20 protein-coding genes are annotated in these 16,909 nt (G+C 65.0%); 7 read left to right on the forward strand and 13 right to left on the reverse strand.

Annotation, left to right across the window (positions count from 1 at the left end; translation table 11 throughout):
* Positions 1 to 92 precede the first annotated feature (92 nt).
* From LH128_RS12085 to groES, 7 genes are all read right to left on the reverse strand, one after another.
* Positions 93 to 1,628, reverse strand: coding sequence for a phosphomannomutase (locus LH128_RS12085; RefSeq protein ID WP_051211482.1), 1,536 nt, complete (start codon positions 1,626 to 1,628; stop codon positions 93 to 95).
* Position 1,629: 1 nt separating this feature from the next.
* Entirely contained in the window at positions 1,630 to 2,979 is a 1,350-nt protein-coding gene (locus LH128_RS12090; protein ID WP_008829919.1) for a glycoside hydrolase family 130 protein, read from the reverse strand.
* A complete protein-coding gene (locus LH128_RS12095) occupies positions 2,970 to 5,276 on the reverse strand; it encodes a glycosyltransferase family 4 protein (RefSeq protein WP_008829920.1) in 2,307 nt (768 codons plus the stop codon). Before LH128_RS12095 ends, LH128_RS12090 begins: the two co-directional genes overlap by 10 nt.
* A complete protein-coding gene (locus LH128_RS12100; protein ID WP_008829921.1) occupies positions 5,273 to 6,109 on the reverse strand; it encodes a class I mannose-6-phosphate isomerase in 837 nt (278 codons plus the stop codon). Before LH128_RS12100 ends, LH128_RS12095 begins: the two co-directional genes overlap by 4 nt.
* 34 nt (positions 6,110 to 6,143) lie before the next feature.
* Positions 6,144 to 7,220, reverse strand: a complete 1,077-nt coding sequence (locus LH128_RS12105; RefSeq protein WP_008829922.1) for a mannose-1-phosphate guanylyltransferase/mannose-6-phosphate isomerase — start codon at positions 7,218 to 7,220, stop codon at positions 6,144 to 6,146.
* Positions 7,221 to 7,356: 136 nt separating this feature from the next.
* On the reverse strand, positions 7,357 to 8,976 hold the full coding sequence (gene groL / locus LH128_RS12110) for a chaperonin GroEL (RefSeq protein ID WP_008829923.1): 1,620 nt from the start codon (positions 8,974 to 8,976) through the stop codon (positions 7,357 to 7,359).
* 55 nt (positions 8,977 to 9,031) lie between these two features.
* Positions 9,032 to 9,346 carry a co-chaperone GroES gene (gene groES, locus LH128_RS12115; RefSeq protein WP_008829924.1) on the reverse strand — a complete coding sequence of 105 codons (315 nt, stop codon included), beginning with the start codon at positions 9,344 to 9,346 and terminating at the stop codon, positions 9,032 to 9,034.
* A gap of 271 nt (positions 9,347 to 9,617) precedes the next feature.
* On the opposite strand from groES, the gene LH128_RS12120 reads away from it, so the two are divergent.
* From LH128_RS12120 to LH128_RS12140, 5 genes are all read left to right on the forward strand, one after another.
* Complete coding sequence (locus LH128_RS12120) at positions 9,618 to 9,854, forward strand: hypothetical protein (RefSeq protein ID WP_008829925.1); 237 nt, start codon at positions 9,618 to 9,620, stop codon at positions 9,852 to 9,854.
* The gene (locus LH128_RS12125; protein ID WP_008829926.1) at positions 9,851 to 10,120 is read left to right on the forward strand and encodes an usg protein; all 270 of its coding nucleotides are present in this window, start codon (positions 9,851 to 9,853) and stop codon (positions 10,118 to 10,120) included. The genes LH128_RS12120 and LH128_RS12125 overlap by 4 nt, the downstream gene beginning before the upstream one ends.
* The gene (locus LH128_RS12130; RefSeq protein WP_008829927.1) at positions 10,117 to 10,515 is read left to right on the forward strand and encodes a hypothetical protein; all 399 of its coding nucleotides are present in this window, start codon (positions 10,117 to 10,119) and stop codon (positions 10,513 to 10,515) included. The genes LH128_RS12125 and LH128_RS12130 overlap by 4 nt, the downstream gene beginning before the upstream one ends.
* A 44-nt stretch (positions 10,516 to 10,559) precedes the next feature.
* Complete coding sequence (locus LH128_RS12135; RefSeq protein ID WP_008829928.1) at positions 10,560 to 10,790, forward strand: hypothetical protein; 231 nt, start codon at positions 10,560 to 10,562, stop codon at positions 10,788 to 10,790.
* Positions 10,791 to 10,917: 127 nt separating this feature from the next.
* Positions 10,918 to 11,190: a DUF1971 domain-containing protein gene (locus tag LH128_RS12140; protein WP_008829929.1), complete on the forward strand. Its 273-nt coding sequence runs from the start codon at positions 10,918 to 10,920 to the stop codon at positions 11,188 to 11,190.
* 54 nt (positions 11,191 to 11,244) lie between these two features.
* Here the strand turns inward: LH128_RS12140 and LH128_RS12145 are convergent, their stop codons facing one another.
* Positions 11,245 to 12,879, reverse strand: a complete 1,635-nt coding sequence (locus LH128_RS12145; protein ID WP_008829930.1) for a PAS domain-containing hybrid sensor histidine kinase/response regulator — start codon at positions 12,877 to 12,879, stop codon at positions 11,245 to 11,247.
* A 10-nt stretch (positions 12,880 to 12,889) separates the two neighbouring features.
* Positions 12,890 to 13,906, reverse strand: coding sequence for an alpha/beta fold hydrolase (locus LH128_RS12150; RefSeq protein WP_325065449.1), 1,017 nt, complete (start codon positions 13,904 to 13,906; stop codon positions 12,890 to 12,892).
* 60 nt (positions 13,907 to 13,966) lie between these two features.
* On the opposite strand from LH128_RS12150, the gene LH128_RS12155 reads away from it, so the two are divergent.
* A complete protein-coding gene (locus LH128_RS12155; protein WP_008829932.1) occupies positions 13,967 to 14,857 on the forward strand; it encodes an NAD(P)/FAD-dependent oxidoreductase in 891 nt (296 codons plus the stop codon).
* Positions 14,858 to 14,890: 33 nt separating this feature from the next.
* Here LH128_RS12155 and LH128_RS12160 read toward each other — a convergent pair whose 3' ends face one another.
* Positions 14,891 to 15,154, reverse strand: a complete 264-nt coding sequence (locus LH128_RS12160) for a hypothetical protein (RefSeq protein ID WP_008829933.1) — start codon at positions 15,152 to 15,154, stop codon at positions 14,891 to 14,893.
* Between the two features lie 90 nt (positions 15,155 to 15,244).
* Here LH128_RS12160 and LH128_RS12165 point away from each other — a divergent pair, with 90 nt between their 5' ends.
* Positions 15,245 to 15,448, forward strand: a complete 204-nt coding sequence (locus LH128_RS12165) for a hypothetical protein (protein ID WP_008829934.1) — start codon at positions 15,245 to 15,247, stop codon at positions 15,446 to 15,448.
* A 78-nt stretch (positions 15,449 to 15,526) separates the two neighbouring features.
* Here the strand turns inward: LH128_RS12165 and LH128_RS34525 are convergent, their stop codons facing one another.
* The 3 genes from LH128_RS34525 to LH128_RS12175 all read right to left on the reverse strand — a co-directional run bounded on the left by LH128_RS34525 (position 15,527) and on the right by LH128_RS12175 (position 16,862).
* Positions 15,527 to 15,661, reverse strand: a complete 135-nt coding sequence (locus tag LH128_RS34525) for a hypothetical protein (protein ID WP_267904124.1) — start codon at positions 15,659 to 15,661, stop codon at positions 15,527 to 15,529.
* Positions 15,658 to 15,990 carry a PilZ domain-containing protein gene (locus LH128_RS33380; protein ID WP_008829935.1) on the reverse strand — a complete coding sequence of 111 codons (333 nt, stop codon included), beginning with the start codon at positions 15,988 to 15,990 and terminating at the stop codon, positions 15,658 to 15,660. The genes LH128_RS34525 and LH128_RS33380 overlap by 4 nt, the downstream gene beginning before the upstream one ends.
* 92 nt (positions 15,991 to 16,082) lie before the next feature.
* Positions 16,083 to 16,862 carry a transglutaminase-like domain-containing protein gene (locus LH128_RS12175; RefSeq protein ID WP_008829936.1) on the reverse strand — a complete coding sequence of 260 codons (780 nt, stop codon included), beginning with the start codon at positions 16,860 to 16,862 and terminating at the stop codon, positions 16,083 to 16,085.
* Between the last annotated feature and the right edge of the window lie 47 nt (positions 16,863 to 16,909).

Raw genomic sequence — 16,909 nt, forward strand, 5'->3', positions numbered from 1 at the left:
TGCTCTCACGGTCGCTGTCTTACGGGCACACGCCCGCCTCGCGCTCCATGATCATCGCGATGAAAGGCAAACTGATGCCGCCGGCTTTGGTTTCAATCCGGATGAGAAAGAGGCAACAATTCGTCGCGAAGGATGATCAGCGCGCACCGGCTCAGGTCCTCCGCGGCAGCAGCGGTCGTCGCCTCGGTGTAGCAGCGCAGTTCCGGCGCATTGCCCGACGCGCGCAGATGGATCACGACGCCGCGGTCGAATGTCACGCGCAGACCATCGGTGGTGTCGATCTCCACCACCTGGCCGCCAATCGTACCGAAATAGGTTTCGATGCGCGCCCGTTGCTCCTCGGCCGATCCCTCCCTGAGCCAGCCCAGAAGCGCCGCGCTTTGCGCCGGCGCCACATCCGGGAGGCGGTCGCTATGGGTGGCGCGCTGCGGCAGGCTCGCGACCAGTTCCGCGACGCTGCTTCGCCTGGCGGCGGCGAGTACCGAAACGATCGGCAAGACAGCGTCGCGCGTGGGAAGGGCATCCAGCGGATGATCACCGTCGAGCACCGTCGAGCCGAGCAGGACGCCGCCATTGGCCTCATAACCGCAGACGATCGCACCCGGGTCGGCCGCGATCTCCTCCTGCATGGCGGCGATCACATAGGGTGAACCGATCCGCGTCCGCCGAACCGCGACAAACGCGCCTGAAAGCTCGGCCGCGCTATTGCTGCTCACCGGGGTCACGACGCGGTCCGCGCCAAGCGCGCGAGCGCACAGAAGGGCGGTGATATCGCCGCGAAGCCAGGTCCCCTGCGCGTCGGCGACGAGCGGCCGGTCCGAGTCTCCGTCCGTCGACACGATCGCATCGACCGTGTGCTCGCTCGCCCACGCGTGCGCCAGAATGATATCCTCATCGCGAATGGCTTCGGTGTCGACCGGCACAAAGGTTTCGGATCGGCCGAATGGCAGTACGGTGGCACCGAGCGCCTCGAGCACGCTCACCAGGACGTCCCGCCCCACCGCGGAATGTTGGTAGACCCCGACTGTCATGCCCTCGAGTGCGTCCGCGCCGAAGAAGCCGACGTACCGATCGCGATAGGCGCTTGTGATCTCGACGGTCGGAGGCAGCGGTTCAGCGCTCAGGAGCGCGCCCGAAGCGTCGAAAAGGCTGTCGTCGGGTGAGACCCGCTGCTCGAGTATGCCGGCCTCGTCCGACTTGAGGACCTCGCCCGTCGGCCGGTAGAATTTGATACCGTTACGATCCGCCGGAATATGACTTCCCGTCACCATGATCGAGGGCATCTTGCGGCCCAGCGCGTAATAGGCCAGCGCCGGTGTCGGCACGAGCCCGCAGTTCACCACCACGCCGCCGGCGGCGCGGATCGCCGCCGCACAGGCCTGCACGATGCGCGGTGTGCTGGGACGCAGATCGCCGGCCAGCGCCACGGGCTGGCCCGGGGCAAACTCCTCGATCGACCGCAAATACTGGAGGAACGCGCCGGTATAGGCAAAACAGAGCGCGTCGGTCATGGCCGAGACGGGTCCCCTGACGCCGCTCGTGCCAAAAGGAACACCGCTTTGCGTCATCAGGGTGCGCACGCTTTTGAGAGCGGCACCCTCGCTCGGCGGGGAATCATCTACCTTCATGTCATTCGGCAATGCGTTCATGGCCCCGCCACTCCAATTCGTTGTCATTGAGCAAATCCATGCTGTCGGGCGCGCGCAGCGCGGCGAGCAGATCGGCTATCTCGATCCTGGCAAAGCTCACCGACGTATCGGCAACGCCATAGGGCATGAACAGCCTTCCGCCATGCGCGATCGCCCCGCAGGTATAGACGACATTGGGAACATAGCCTTCCCGGTCCTCATCGGAAGGCGACAGGAGTGGCACCGCCGAGCGGCCGATGACCCGCGAGGGATCATCCTTGTCCAGCAGCACCGCGCCAATGGCATATTTGCGCATCGCGCCGACGCCGTGGGTGAGGACGAGCCAACCTTCCTCAAGCTCGATCGGCGCGCCGCAATTGCCCATCTGAACCAGTTCCCAAGGGTAATGCGGTACCAGAATCCGCTCGCCTTCCTCCCAGTGATGCAGATCGGGCGAGCGCAACAGGAACAGGCTTTCATTGTCCTGCCGGCCGATCATCAGATAATCGCCGCCGAACCGGCGGGGGAACAGAGCCATGCCCTTGTTCCGCGCCGCCGGACCCGTCAGCGTCTGCAATGCAAAGGTCTCGAAATCGCGGGTGACGAAAAGCTCCGAGGCGATCGCCGCACCGCTATAGGCGGTATAGGTGCCGTAATAGCAGGTCGATGCGTCGTCATCGGTGAAGCGCACCAGGCGAAGATCCTCGAGCCCGTTGCGCTGGGCGGGCGTTGCGGGAAAGAGCACGGTCTCATCGAGCCGCATCCCCTCGACGTGCCGGGTGAAGCGGACTTCACCGCCGGGGCCGGTCTCGGGCCGCGCGGCAATCGCGAAATCGGGTTCCGGCGCCATCTCGATCGTGCCGCATGGCCGGATAAGGCCCTCGCGAAAGGTGATCGAGGAGATATGCCCCTCGCCCACCGCCCGCAGCGACAGAACGAAACGCAAGCCGCCCTCCGGTACGCCATTCTGGTCGGGATGCGGCACGATGCTGGGGTTCATCAGCGCCGCCGCTCCAAACGAATATTCATGGCAGAAATAGGCGCCGATCAACTGGCGAACCGGGGGCGATAGACTGTCTGCCAGCCCCACCTCGCGCGCGACTTGCTCGAAGCGCTCTTCGAACACGGTGCGGATTTCGCGGTGGCGGTTCCCGAAATCGGCGAGGATGACGGCCAGTTCCCGGTCCACCGTCGCGCCCTCCATGGCGCGCACGCCATTGATGATGCGATGCATGCGCTCATTCTGGACGGGATTAAGATCGCGCGGTTCAGGCGCAATCTGCAAGGGCCGGACGACCACCCGCGCCGGGTTGGGCCGCAGCCGCAGGGGAATCGACTGGATCAGCGACATGCAGCGACGCTCCCCTCCTCCAGTCCCTCTTCCTGATTCTGCGACCCGTCGCTCCGGGCCCTCAGTCGGCGCACAGCGAGCGCTGCAAACTGCCAGGCGAGAATGGATTCGGCACCCTGGTTGAGGTTGACCCGGTCGACCTGCAGGCCGTCGAAACAGCCGCCGTCGGGCAAGGCCAGCCGCAGACCCAGATCGTTGGCGCCCAGATACCAGGCATAGGCGGTTTCGACATGGGTGAGCCATTGGGCGTCGCCGGTCGTCTCGAACGCCAGGGCGCAGGCCTCAATCGTGGCCCAGGCTTCAAGCGGCTGCTGGTCGAACGCCTGCGGCGTTTCATGGGCGAGCCCGAAGCTCTCTGTCCCGATCGGACGGAAATGGCCTTCCTTCGCGGTTTGGCGCTCGGCCAGCCACGCAAGCGCCTCGATCGCTTCCTCGACCATATCCGGGCGCGCGAGCGCACGGCCCGCGCGCAGCAGCGCTTCGGGGAGGCGCGCATTGTCATAGGCCAGCACCGGCTCGAACCAGATCCAGTCGTCCCGGCGATTGGCGCGCAGCAGTTCCAGCAGGCGGACCGAGAAGGTCTCCATCAGGAGACGGGCGGGACGATGGCCGGGATAGACCGCCAGGAACGCGGCAAGTCCGGAGGTCGCGAAAGCCTGGGCGCGCGGGCTCTGCAGAAAGCTGCTCGCCGGAATAACCTTGTCGGCCAGCGCCGTGGCCCAGAGCTTGAGACCATGGTCATCGGTTGCCTGCGCGGTCCGACCCAGCGCCCAGAGCCCGCGGCCGAAGCTGTCCTGCGACCCTTCCGTCTCGAGCCAGTCCCGATCATAGCCCATGAAGTTGCGGAAGCGGCCCGCATCCTCATCCCAGGCGAAATCGACAAAGGACGCGTAGATGTTGGCAAGGCGTGCTGCGCGCGGCGTATCCAGCCCTTCCAGGGCAAATTCGCTTGCGAGCATCAGCGCCCGGGCATTGTCGTCCAGGCAGTAGCCGTGTCGGCGGTCCGGCACCTTGGAGCGGCTATGCTGCAGCATGCCGCAACCATCCGTCATGCGATCGATAGCATCGAGCGAAGGCTCTGGCGCCGGCGTGACGGATGGGCGCAAACCGACGAGCGTGGTCGCCAGGGGGGAGCCCAGCCGGGCCTGGGCGAAGAGCGACAGATAGCTGGCGCCGACCACCGGCCATGTCATGGCGCGACCCGCCTGGTAGGCGCTGCGCCGCAATTCGTCGCGGCGCCGGCCGTCACCCAGAAGGTCGCCCACCGCTTTCGCCAGGGCGTCCGGCGAGGCGAAGGGAACCAGCACGCCGCATCCGTCGGACAACAGTTCCTGTGCGTGCCAGTAGGGCGTCGATACCACCGCCTTGCCAAGCCCCACGCTGTAGGAGAGCGTGCCGCTCGTAATTTGCGCTTCGGTCAGATAGGGGGTGACATAGATGTCGCAGGCCGACAGCCAGGCCTGCAGCGTGGGCGTGTCGACATATTCGTTGACGAAACGGACGTTGCGCTCGAGCCCCAGCGCGCTGACCTGCCGGGCAAGATCCTCGCGATAGGCTTCCCCTTCGCGGGCCACCAGATGCGGATGGGTGGCACCGAGCACCACGTAAATGAGATCGGGATGATCGCGCACCAGCTGCGGCAGCGCTGAGATCATCACCTCGATGCCCTTGTTGGGCGAGAGCAGGCCGAAGGTGAGCGCCACGCGCCGCCCGTCGAGACCGAAGCGGTGCTTTTCGAAAGCCGGATCGAGAAATGGCATGTCGGGAATGCCGTGGGGAATCACCACGATCTTGTGCGCCGGGACCCCCATGTCGCGGGCAAGGATCGTGCGGCCCATCTCGGTCATGACGATGATCCGCGAGGAGGCCTGAGCCAGCGCGTTCATCACGCGACGCTGGTCGGCCGTGGGATCGGTCAGCACGGTGTGCAGCGTAGTTACGATCGGCGCACGCAGTCTGTCGACGAGGGCAAGGAGATGGTCGCCCGCCTCGCCCCCGAAGATCCCGAACTCGTGCTGAAGGCATACGATGTCGGGGTTGAGCGCGTTGATATGCTCCGCCGCCGCAACATAGTCGGAGAGATTGTCCTGCGCGATCTCATAGCCGACTTCGCGGGGATAATCGTGATGCACGCCGGGGTCGTTGAGCGCGATCGTCGAGATGGTGAGATCCGGATCGCCGGCTTTCAGCGCGGCGTGCAGATCCGCCGTGAAAGTTGCGATACCGCAGCGGCGCGGGGGGAAATTGCCGATGAGTGCGACATGGCGCACCGGCGGCGGCGTCAGATCGATAGTCATGGCAACAGATCTCCTTCAGCAAGTGTGGACCGAGCGGAGCGGGGCTCGGCGAGAACGAGGCGGGCGGGCGTGTCGGCATGCAGCGCGACCGGTCCGTGCGTGAGCCAGCATTGGTTGGCCGCGAAGGGCCGGCCGGCTATCGTGCCCTCGCCCGACAGGACGGCCAGACAGGCGCGCTCGGGCACGAGGACGACCTGGCCGCCCGGGTTGAGGGCGAACTGCGAGAGAGCGAAGGGCGCGCCTGCGCCGGGCAAGGCTTCCACCGGCTCGACCTCGGTGCGCGCTTCGAACAGGGCCTGGGCGAGGTGAAGCTCGCGCGGTCGCCCATAATCGAAGAGGCGATAGGTCACATCGCTGTGCTCCTGGACCTCGAGGACGGTGAGGCCGGGCCCGAGCGCATGGATCGTCCCGGCTCTGATGTAGAAGCTGTCCCCTGCCTGCGGACGAATTCGCCGAAGCAGCGAGGGTAGCGTTCCGTCGCGGGCCGCTTGGGCGATCGCCTGACGCGAAGCGGGCGCCTCGAGCCCGAGATCGAGATAGGCGCCCGGGAGCGCCTCGGTGACATGCCACCATTCATGCTTGCGGCCGGGCCCCTGTGGATGGACCTGGACCGACAGCGGCTCGCTCGTCTGCAGCCATTTGATCGTCAGGCCCGCATCCGGCGCTTCGAAGATCATTTCGCCCAGCGGCTGCGCCTCGTCCGGCGCCGGCAGGCCGTCGCGCCGGCCCCAGGGCTTGGCGACATAGCGGGGCGTCAGCCTTTCCGCCCAGCCCCCGGCCTCGGGGGCGGTGTCGGCTGGCTCTTCGCGTTCCAGACAGTTTTCTATCAGCATCGATCGGTTCTCCCAGGGATGATGCGTTTGAGGGTCAGGATGCCGTGGCGGCCTCGCGGGTGGCGGAAGGGCTCTCCTGTCCGGCAAGGCGCCGAACGTCCTGCGAACGCCCGCGCGGCGCGATTAGCACCGTGTCGCCGGTGGCTACGACGATGAGGTCGGAAACGCCGATCGCGGCGATGCGTGGCCCGGTGCTCTTGAACAGGCAGTTCCGGCTGTCGAGCGCCTTTACCTCGCCCTCCGAGAGATTGTCGGCTTCGTCGCGGCTGCCGATCGCATGAAGCGCATCCCAGCTGCCCAGATCCGACCATCCCATCGCCGCCGGCACGACGGCGACACGCGCGGCCTTTTCCAGGACGGCGTAGTCAATCGAGTCCGCGGGAATGGCGGCAAAGGCGTCAGCGTCGGGATCGATGCGCCGGCCTTCCCGCGTTGCCGACGCCAGCGCGGCCTCGACAGCAGTCAGCATTGCCGGGGCATGCAGGCGCATGGCCTCGAGAAAGGCATCGGCGCGCAGGAGGAATATGCCGGCGTTCCAGCAGTGACCGCCTTCAGCGATCATCCGGGCAGCGCGGTCGCTATCGGGCTTCTCGACGAAGCGATCGACCTGATGAACGCCTTGGCAGATCGCTTCGCCGCAGCGGATGTAGCCATAGCCCGTCTCGGGATGGTCCGGCGTGATGCCGAAGGTGACGAGCCATCCGGCGGCCGCCTGCGGTGCCGCGCGTTCTATGGCGGCGGCGAAAGCTGGAACATCGGCGATGACATGATCGCTGGGCATAACAAGGAGCAGCGCGTCCGGACTGGGCGCCTCGAGCGCCGCCATCGCGATAGCAGGCGCCGTATTGCGACCGACGGGCTCGAAGATGAGCCGGGCGGGCGTGCAGTCGATGGCGCGCAATTGCTCGCCGAGCAGCGCGTCGTGGCTGCGATTGGCGATAAGGATCGGTGCCTGGACAAGGCCCGCGGCGCGGGCCCGCCGGACCGTCTGCTGGAGCAGGCTCTCCTCGCCGGCGAGCGCAATGAATTGCTTGGGGCTGGCCGCGGTCGAAATCGGCCAGAGGCGCGTACCGGACCCGCCGGACAGAATAACAGGAATAATCGAGCGCATATCCGAGCCACTTTGCCTGGGCAGAACGCACGAGGAGGCCGCGTGCAATCCTGTCAGAAAGCCCGGCAATCCCTCTCGCTATGCTGAATGATGATGAGGTGACAGGGCCGGCCGCGCCGGCCCTGTCGGTGGAGGATCAGTAGTCCATGGCCGGCATGGGCGCGGCCTTCTCATCCTTGGGTAGCTCGGCGACCAGCGCTTCGGTCGTGATGAGCAGTGATGCGACCGAGGCCGCATCCTGCAGCGCGGTGCGCACGACCTTGGCGGGATCGATGACCCCCGACTTCACCAGGTCCTCATACTGGCCGCTCGCGGCGTTGAAGCCCCAGTTATAGTCGTCGCTTTCGAGCAGCTTGCCGACGATGAACGCGCCATCTTCACCGGCATTGTCGCAGATCTGGCGCACCGGCGCGCGCAGGGCGCGGCGAATGATGTCGATACCGGACTGCTGGTCGTCATTGGCTGCCTTGAGGCCGTCGAGCGCCTTCAACGCGCGGAGCAGCGCGATGCCGCCGCCCGGCAGAATGCCTTCCTCGACAGCGGCGCGGGTCGCGTGCAGCGCGTCGTCAACCCGGTCCTTCTTCTCCTTGACCTCGACCTCGGTCGCGCCGCCCACGCGGATCACCGCAACGCCGCCGGCAAGCTTGGCCACGCGCTCCTGGAGCTTCTCGCGGTCATAGTCGCTGGTGGTCGTCTCGATCTGCGCCCGGATCTGCGCCACACGGGCGTCGATCTCCTCGCGCGCGCCGGCGCCATCGACGACCGTGGTGTTGTCCTTGTCGATGATGACCTTCTTGGCGCGGCCGAGCATGCCGAGCGTGACGTTCTCGAGCTTGGTGCCGAGTTCCTCGCTGACCACGCTGCCGGCGGTGAGAACCGCGATGTCCTCGAGCATGGCCTTGCGACGATCGCCAAAGCCCGGCGCCTTGACGGCCGCGACCTTGAGGCCGCCGCGCAGCTTATTGACGACGAGTGTGGCGAGCGCTTCGCCTTCCACGTCCTCGGCGATGATGAGCAGCGGCCGGCCCGACTGCACCACCTGCTCGAGCAGCGGAATGAGCGCCTGGAGGTTCGAAAGCTTCTTCTCGTGGATGAGGATGTAGGGATCCTCGAGCTCGACCTTCAGTTTCTCGGCGTTGGTCACGAAGTAAGGCGAGAGATAGCCGCGATCGAACTGCATGCCCTCGACGGTCTCGAGTTCGGTCGCGAGGCTCTTGGCCTCTTCGACGGTGATGACACCCTCATTGCCGACCTTTTCCATCGCTTCTGCGAGGATGGTGCCGACTTCGGCATCGCCATTGGCCGAGATGGTCGCGACCTGGGCGATCTCGCTGTTGGCCGAGACCTTCTTCGCGTGCGCCTTGAGGTCCTCGACGACCGTCGTCACGGCGAGGTCGATGCCGCGCTTCAGGTCCATGGGATTCATCCCCGCCGCGACCGCCTTCGAGCCTTCGCGCACGATGGACTGGGCCAGCACGGTGGCGGTGGTCGTGCCGTCACCGGCCTTGTCGTTCTGCTTGTTGGCGACCTCGCGCAGCATCTGTGCGCCCATATTCTCGAACTTGTCCTTCAGTTCGATTTCCTTGGCGACGGTGACGCCGTCCTTGGTGATGCGCGGCGCGCCGAAGCTCTTCTCGATGACCACGTTGCGGCCCTTGGGACCGAGCGTCACCTTGACGGCGTTGGCCAACGTATCGACGCCGCGCAGCATGCGATCGCGCGCGTCCGAGGCGAACTTCACTTCCTTGGCAGCCATCTGCCTAACTCCTTTCCTTTGTCCTTCCTGATGTTCGAGGGATGGGGGCGGGCCATCAGGCCGCCTGCTTGAGCTCGGCGACGGGCTCGATGATGCCGAGGATGTCGCTCTCCTTCATGATGAGCAGATCCTCGCCATCGATGCGAACCTCGCTGCCCGACCACTTGCCGAACAGCACCCGATCGCCGGTCTTCACCGTGGTGTCGGTGAGCTTTCCGTTTTCGTCGCGAGTGCCTGGACCGACCGCGAGGACTTCACCCTCCTGCGGTTTTTCCTTGGCGGTGTCGGGGATGATGATGCCGCCCGAGGTCTTCTCCTCGGCTTCGATGCGGCGAACAAGCACACGGTCGTGCAAAGGGCGGAAATGCATGGGCAAAGCCTCCGGTTGCAAAACAAGAATGATGATCCCCGCCGTTCATCGGAACGACAGGTTCCCGGGAACTAAGAAGCTCAATTTGCCCCTTCAAGACCCCCCTGAAAATTTTTTGGCACTCAATGGAACGGAGTGCCAATCGCGTCGATCTCAATGGCTTGGAGATGAAAAAACGTCTTGACGCGACTCCGCATCGTACCAAAATCTGGCGGGTGCGGATGAGGATGTCCGCCACGAAAGACAGGAGCGACAGGAAAGGAGGCTGACTATGTCGCAACCATTTTCCCGTTTTCTTCATCCCTTCGACGTCGCGCACCATCCTGATCTGGAGCCCGAGGTCAAACGCGCCATCCTGGCGTCGTGGGCATCGGACAGATCGGCTGTGCGCGACAAGCCAGCGCTGCGCAAGCCGCGCGGTGCCAAACGCGCCGTGCCGATCGACGAAGTGCTTGCGGCCATGCGCACGCTGGACGAGGGGGATTCCGGTCAAACCAGCTTGCAATGAGCGACCGCGGTTTTCTGGCGCAGCTGCAGGGCTACGGCATGACAACGGCGGAAATTCACTATTACCGCCCTGACGCGCCGTCACTCCTGCAGCTCTTTGTCTGGCAGGAATATGATCTCGCGCCCGATTTTCCAGTGTTGTTCGACTTCCTGGACCATTGGCGGCGCGAGATCACCGCCGCCCTGCATTCCGTGCGGATCGCCCATGAGCAGCTGATCCGACCCACCGAATGGAGCGCGGTCGACGGGATACTCTCGATACGATGAAACAGGCGCTGATCCATAGGCTCAAAGGCCGGGGCAAGGGTGTCCGCCTCACCTTGCCCTTCGACGATATCATGGAGTTCGCGATTGCGTTGCTGACGGTTGGTCCCGAGGACCTGGAGGCGCTGGGCTGGACCTTCGCTGATCGCAAGCGCTTCCTGGATCATTTTCTTGCGTCCGGTCGGGCTGCGCAGGGCGTCGCTCCCGAGCATCTCGGGCAAAAATCCATCGAAATCGTGGTGCCGCGCAAGGATCTCGATCGCCTGCATCGATTTGCGGTACGCGAACTGCCCAAGGCGGCCAGCAATGCCGCCATGCTCGACCGGGTGATCCGCGCGCTCGATCAGGCCGCGCAGCGCCAGGATGCCGGCAAAAGGCGAACGCCCGGGAAATCCTGACGACGTCGCCACTTCATTCACCATCCAATGAAAGGAGACATTCCATGCGTTATCAGCTGTTTCGCGACGACGACCAAAGCCAGCCGGTCGCTGAGAGCGATGAATTCCAAAGCGAGTTCAAAGCCACCGAATGGGCGCGCGCGTGGGTGAAAACCAACGGCGATCACGATCGCTACCGCTTCCAGAAGGAGGACGGCGGCCGGCCCATGCTCTTGCTGAAGACCGTTGCCGGACAATGGTATGTGATGCCGCTCGCCGAGCAGGTTGCGGCATAGCCGATCTGGCCGGGTCCGCGCCCTTCCCCTCTCGCACCGGGCCTCGCCGTGGATTAGGCTTTCCAAGCGCCATGGTGCCCGGTGCGCCACAGGCCAACAGGCTCTTATCGAGCCACAAGCGGACGACATGATGCCCGAACCCTATCGTTCAACGCCAGTGTTCGATCAGGACACAATCCCCTCCGGACTGCGCGGCAATCATCGAACCAAGGCGGGGGTTTGGGGCGTCATCCGCGTCCTGGAAGGCGCCCTGCGTCTCACCTATGTCGAGCCGCGATCCGAAATCGTTCTCGAACCGAGTGTCGTGGGCGTCGTGAAACCCGAGCAGGAGCATTTTGTCACGCCGCTGGGCAACGTGCGGATGCAGGTCGACTTCTACAATGAACCACCCCATGGGTGAGGCTGCGCCCAAACCTCCAGAGCCTTGGTATCCTAGAGCGCGGCAGGGCCGTTTTCAGGGTCCGATGCCGATCCGCGCCAGGGCCTGCGTCAAATCGCCTTGCCGGAAGGGTTTGGTCAGACGCGCGAGATCGGGGTCGATGCTGTCTGAATCGGCGTAGCCCGAGATGATGAGCACCGGCATCGGCTGACGCGCGCGAAGCGCCCGCGCCAGTTCGGTGCCCGTCATGCCGGGCATCAGATGATCGGTCATCAGAAGATCTGGCGTGAGACCCTCGTCCACCAACCGCAGCGCGGCCGCGCCGCAATTGGCCTCGATCACGCGATAGCCCATTTCGGTGAGCATATCGGCGGTTGTCGTGCGGATCAGGTCTTCGTCGTCGACGAGCAAGACCATTCCGATCTCCCGTCGCTCGGGTGCGTGGGTGTTCGATACCGGCGCCGTGCAAGGCTCTTGCGGCGCAAGCGGTAGCCACAAGTCGATGCAGGTGCCCGACCCCGGCTGGCTTTCGATGCCCATGTGTCCGCCGAGCTGGGCCGCCAGGCCATGGACCATCGACAAGCCGAGCCCCGTGCCTTTGCCAACGCCCTTGGTCGAGAAGAAGGGCTCGATTGCGCGCGCGAGGGTCTCCTCATCCATCCCGGTACCGGTGTCGGCGACCGAGAGCCGCACGCGCGGCGCTCCTGCCTCACCCCGCGCGTTCGCCTCGAAGGTCACGCCGAGGGTCAAGGTGCCGCCGCCTGGCATTGCGTCACGTGCGTTGACCGCGAGGTTCAGCAGCGCCATCTCGAGCTGGTTCGCATCCGCCAACGCGCGGGGCGTGGTTTCATCCACGTCGAGGCGGACCTCGATCTGCGGTCCTGCGGTGGTTTCGATGAGGTCGGCCATGCCCTGGACCAAAGCTGCGACGTCGACGGCGACCGGCTTGAGCGGCTGCCTCCGGGCAAAAGCGAGCAGCCTCTGCACCAGCGTTTTTGCCCGTTCCGCGGAGGCGAGCGCTCCGGCAATCGTGCGCTTGGCGCGGTCATCGCCAATCCCCCGCCGCTCAAGCATGTCCAGGCCGCCGATGATGGGCGTCAGCAAATTGTTGAAGTCGTGCGCAACGCCCCCGGTCAGCGTTCCCATCGCTTCGAGCTTCTGGGCATGGCGCAGCTGTTCATGGGCCTGGTTGAGTGCCGCGGTTCGTTCGACGACGCGGGCCTCCAAGGTCTCGTTGAGATCGCGCAGCCGCGCCTCGCTGATCTTGAGCGCGCGGGCGCTCTCCTCGGCTCGTTCGCGCGCCGCGACCAGATCCCGCTCATAGGATCTGCGATCGGTCGCATCGACGAGCATGATCCGCGTACCGACAGGTCGGCCCTCCACATCCACTCGCCGCCATTCCGTCAGGACGGGCAAGCGCCGGCCTTCAGCGCATCTCAGATCAATGGCGACCTGCCGGACGACGCCCTCCCTGTGAAGAAGCGGCGACACATGGGTCTCGAAAAAAATCCGGCCGGCCGGCGTCAGCACATCCTGGATTTTCCGACCGACCACATCGGCTTTGCCGACTCCCAGCCACGACAATAGCGTCGCGTTGATCCTGACAACGCGCAGCCGGCTGTCGAGCGTCACATAACCGCACGGGGCATGATCGTAGAGATCGTCGAGCGTTTCTTCGGGAGGCTGATCGTCGGGTGGCGGCTCGGACACTAGGGGCGCCTCAGCTATCCAGAATCTGGCGCATCGCCTCGATGGTCTCGGCCGGCGCGCTCATGTGCGGACAATGGCCGGTAGCCGCCATGATATGTAGCTGCGCATTGGGCATTCGCGCCGCCACATACTGCCCGACCTCTTCGGGGGCGACCATATCGCTCATCGTTTGGAGGACGAGGGTCCGGGTTTCGCATTTTGGTAAATCGGAGCGGTGGTCCGAAAGAAACGTCACGCGCGCGAAATGGGCCGCGATGCTGGGATCGGTGCGGCAGAAACTCTCGCCCAGATCAGAACCGAGCTCGGGCCTGTCGGGGTTGCCCATGATGGCGCGGGATCCGTCACGCGCCCATCCGAGAAAGTTGCTGTCGATCACCTCAAGCAGTTCATCCAGGTCCTGGCGCGAAAATCCGCCCTTGTAGCCGGGCTCGTCGACATAGCAGGGCGAGGGACACACCATGATGAGGGAGGCGAAGCGATCCGGCTGCTCGATCGCGGCAAGCATGCCCATCATTGCCGCGACCGAATGACCCGCAAAGATGACATCGGAAAGGTCGAGTGCGTCCAGAACCTCCAGAATGTCGCGCTTGTAGCCGTGCAGGCTGCCATATTTTTCCGGATCGAAGGCGGAAAGGTCCGACTGGCCCGCGCCGACATGATCGAAGGCGACCGTCCGATACTCGGTCGAAAAGGCGGGAATGACGTCCTTCCAGGCCTGTTGGTCGCACCCGAAGCCATGGGCAAATACAATCGTGCGACGGCCGCTGCCAGAGACGGTCACATTGTTTCGCTGAAGCACGCTCATTCGTTCCGCACCAACTCCGTCCGCTATTTCCGGTGGCTTCCATCTTCGTACATGCGCGGCGCGGGTGCAAGAACTTGCAAGCCTTGGCCGCCGCGACGGGTCTGGTCCGCGGACGAATGGTTGGCCTGCGCAACCCATCCCCCTATAGCGGGCATGCGGATCGCCGGTACAGGATCGGGCGTTTCCTTCCCCTGGGGTATTTGCATGCAGTCTGCTGGCCACAAGCCCGATCCTGACGCCTTGCGAGGCAGCCGCGCAGAACCTGATGATCTGGATTGTCTGGTGATCGGAGGTGGGCCTGCGGGCCTCACGGCGGCGATCTATCTCGCCCGCTTCCATTTGCGGGTCGCGGTCGCCGACGCGGGCGCCAGCCGGGCCGGCCTCATCCCCCTCACCCGTAATCACGCCGGCTTTCCCGAGGGTATTGCCGGGGCGGACCTCCTTGCTCGCATGCGCGAGCAGGCTCTTCGCTATGGCGCGACGCTCGCCCAGACCTCGATCGCGCGGCTGGAGCGGGCCGGAGACGATTTCGTGGCCCGTGGCGAAAGGAACGCGTTCAGGAGCCGGACCGTGCTGCTGGCCACCGGCGTTTCGAACCATCGGCCCCCAATGGATGAGGCGATGCACGCCCGGGCGCTCGAGCAGGGATTGCTGCGTTACTGTCCGATCTGCGACGGCTTTGAAGTGACCGATCAGCGCGTCTGCGTTCTGGGGACTGGCGAGCGCGGGGTGAAGGAGGCGATCTTCCTGCGCAGCTATTCCCGCGACCTGTCTCTGGTCGCTCCGGCCGGCGCGCATGATCTGTCCGACGAGCAGAGAATGGCGCTGCGCGATGCCGGAATCGCGGTCGTGGACGGGCCCTGCGCCAGCTTCGCGATCGGGGAGAACGCCATCGAGGTCGCGACGCCCGCCGGCACGCAGACTTTCGCGAGCCTCTATCCTGCGCTTGGATCGACGATCCATTCTGAGCTGGCGGTCGATCTCGGCGCCAAAGCAACGGACGATGGCTGCCTGGTGGTGGACAGCCACCAGCGCACCAGCGTGCCGGGCCTCTATGCGGCCGGCGACGTCGTCCTGGGGCTCGACCAGATCAGCCATGCAATGGGCGAAGGGGGAGTCGCAGCGACCACCATTCGCAACGACCTTGCGGAGCGCTCGCCGCTTCGCCGATAACCCCTGACCGTTCTTTGAGGGGACGGGCCCCTTTCAGCCGTCCTTGCCGCCCGAAATGACCGTGAACGGTGCCCCCTCGATGCCGCAGTTGCGGATCGCCTCCACGAACCCTTCCGTCATGGATCCCTCATAGCCCGGGACCAGATGGCCGCATTCCTCAACAAGATCGCCAAGGCTATCGGGACTATGGCGGCCCGACAGGAGCGCATCGCGGGCGAAGGCGCCCTGCAGCCGGATGAGATCGCGCCTGAGGTCCTGGACCACCGCGGCCAAAGCGTCGAGATCTTCCTGGGCCATGCACCGCTATAGCGCTTTACCGTAGCATTCGACAGCGTAATAACATTTCTCTCGTCCGGGCCGCAGCCGCCCGGGGCGGGGAACACCGCGATGAAGAACGAACATGTCGATACCGATCTTGGGCAGTACCATGCTGCCAGGGCTCTGCTCGCGCTCGCTCAGGCTGAAGACCGTGCCGCCGCTGCTGCTGCTTCGCTCGGTGAGCGCGCGCGCCATGCCGCGGCCTGCTGGATGGCGCTTCAGGAAATGTGGCGCCTCCTCTTCGGCCTGCCTGCCAAAGAAACGCTTCACTGACCATATATCGAGCGCCCCCTCCTGCAGACTTTCCTCGCCTCGCATTGTGGCGAGACGCCGCGGGACGGGCGGCCATCGTCAGGGGAGCAAGCGGACCGAGCTTTCGTGGAAGGAGAGCCAGCGCGCCCCCAGCGTTTCCGCGCTCGAACCGGTCCCCGCCATTCCGGCATAGCCCGCGCCGACGATCGCGGCCAGGAACAGAAATGTCTTCATGCCGGCTTTTCTTCCGCCGAAACCTTGCCGCGCAGCGCTACGATATGATCGCGTAGCGGTTCGTAGAGCGGCCAGTCGAAGGATAATCCCGCCTCGTCGCCGGCGACCCAGCGTACTGTCGCAGGAATACCATCCAGGCCTTCCAGGCGAAGGGTTACCATTTGTGCGGGAGCGACCCGCTGGCCCCTGGTCACCAGGCAGCAGCCGCCCCGCGACAGGTTGGAGACGTGCCCGGCGATCTTGCTGCGGAATGTTCGGCAGACGGCCGTGGCCGCAATCGCCTCACGCGGAAACTGTCTTTCATCGCTCTTGCCGGCCGCATGGTTCACATGTCGCCCCCCCGTACGGCCATGTCTGCGCCAGCTGTGTAAAGGATCGGTGAAGGGCGCCCTTTCCGCGCAGAATTGGCCTTGTCGGGCGGTCAGGACGCGGCGGCGACTTCGACGGTCTGGCTGTTCAGGACAGCGCGGCCATAAGCGGTGAGGAACGCGACGTCGGCTGCATCCCGGCCCACGCCGATCTTGGCCATTGCGGCTTCCTGCGCCATGCCGGTTGCATCGACCAGATGCCATTCGCCGCCCAGGAACACTTCCGCCACCGCGTGAAAATCCTGGGGCTCGACGCCGAGCGCATAGACGCTGGCGATACGCGCCGGGATACCCGCGGCCCGCACCAGGGTGATCAGAACATGGGCATAGTCGCGGCAGATACCCTGCCGGCGAATGAAGGTGTCGGCGGCGGTCGTGTCCGACGTACTGGCGCCCGGCACATAGCTGAGGTGGCCATGGACCCAATCGCGCATGGCAATGACTTTCTGGCCGCCCTCCAGACTATCGAATTCAGCGCAGACGAAGGACTGGAACTGGTCGGACGGACAATAGCGCGAGGGCATCAGATATTGCACGGTTTCGCCCGGCAGCTGGTGGGGCGGGATCGCTGGCAGCGACAGGCAATCGTCGAGGATCCGGTTGATCGAAACCGTCGCATGGTAGTCGACGCGCAGCTCGCTGCCGACGCGCACCCAGATCCGCTCCCCGATCATATCGTGCGCCGCGACACGCGCGAAATGATCCGTCTCCGACAGGTCGATGTGCGCTTCCTCGATCGATTGCTCGGGGATCGCCGCGGCTTCGAGCTGCAGGAGGACGTCTGTCGGCCGGTCGAACCGATAGTCGAGCTGGGCATGAATGGCGATCTTCATCAGGATCCTTTGCGTAGCAAGGCGCAGCCCTGCACGACGCGCGGGAT

Source organism: Sphingomonas sp. LH128 (genome assembly GCF_000293195.2).
Taxonomy (GTDB): Bacteria; Pseudomonadota; Alphaproteobacteria; order Sphingomonadales; family Sphingomonadaceae; genus Novosphingobium; species Novosphingobium resinovorum_A.

What these genes read in the sequence shown, in the direction of transcription:
- LH128_RS12085 (WP_051211482.1), bottom strand. Translation starts at nt 1,628, where the DNA reads ATGAAGGTAGATGATTCCCCGCCGAGCGAGGGTGCCGCTCTCAAAAGC.
- LH128_RS12090 (WP_008829919.1), bottom strand. Translation starts at nt 2,979, where the DNA reads ATGTCGCTGATCCAGTCGATTCCCCTGCGGCTGCGGCCCAACCCGGCG.
- LH128_RS12095 (WP_008829920.1), bottom strand. Translation starts at nt 5,276, where the DNA reads ATGACTATCGATCTGACGCCGCCGCCGGTGCGCCATGTCGCACTCATC.
- LH128_RS12100 (WP_008829921.1), bottom strand. Translation starts at nt 6,109, where the DNA reads ATGCTGATAGAAAACTGTCTGGAACGCGAAGAGCCAGCCGACACCGCC.
- LH128_RS12105 (WP_008829922.1), bottom strand. Translation starts at nt 7,220, where the DNA reads ATGCGCTCGATTATTCCTGTTATTCTGTCCGGCGGGTCCGGTACGCGC.
- groL (WP_008829923.1), bottom strand. Translation starts at nt 8,976, where the DNA reads ATGGCTGCCAAGGAAGTGAAGTTCGCCTCGGACGCGCGCGATCGCATG.
- groES (WP_008829924.1), bottom strand. Translation starts at nt 9,346, where the DNA reads ATGCATTTCCGCCCTTTGCACGACCGTGTGCTTGTTCGCCGCATCGAA.
- LH128_RS12120 (WP_008829925.1), top strand. Translation starts at nt 9,618, where the DNA reads ATGTCGCAACCATTTTCCCGTTTTCTTCATCCCTTCGACGTCGCGCAC.
- LH128_RS12125 (WP_008829926.1), top strand. Translation starts at nt 9,851, where the DNA reads ATGAGCGACCGCGGTTTTCTGGCGCAGCTGCAGGGCTACGGCATGACA.
- LH128_RS12130 (WP_008829927.1), top strand. Translation starts at nt 10,117, where the DNA reads ATGAAACAGGCGCTGATCCATAGGCTCAAAGGCCGGGGCAAGGGTGTC.
- LH128_RS12135 (WP_008829928.1), top strand. Translation starts at nt 10,560, where the DNA reads ATGCGTTATCAGCTGTTTCGCGACGACGACCAAAGCCAGCCGGTCGCT.
- LH128_RS12140 (WP_008829929.1), top strand. Translation starts at nt 10,918, where the DNA reads ATGATGCCCGAACCCTATCGTTCAACGCCAGTGTTCGATCAGGACACA.
- LH128_RS12160 (WP_008829933.1), bottom strand. Translation starts at nt 15,154, where the DNA reads ATGGCCCAGGAAGATCTCGACGCTTTGGCCGCGGTGGTCCAGGACCTC.
- LH128_RS12165 (WP_008829934.1), top strand. Translation starts at nt 15,245, where the DNA reads ATGAAGAACGAACATGTCGATACCGATCTTGGGCAGTACCATGCTGCC.
- LH128_RS34525 (WP_267904124.1), bottom strand. Translation starts at nt 15,661, where the DNA reads ATGAAGACATTTCTGTTCCTGGCCGCGATCGTCGGCGCGGGCTATGCC.
- LH128_RS12175 (WP_008829936.1), bottom strand. Translation starts at nt 16,862, where the DNA reads ATGAAGATCGCCATTCATGCCCAGCTCGACTATCGGTTCGACCGGCCG.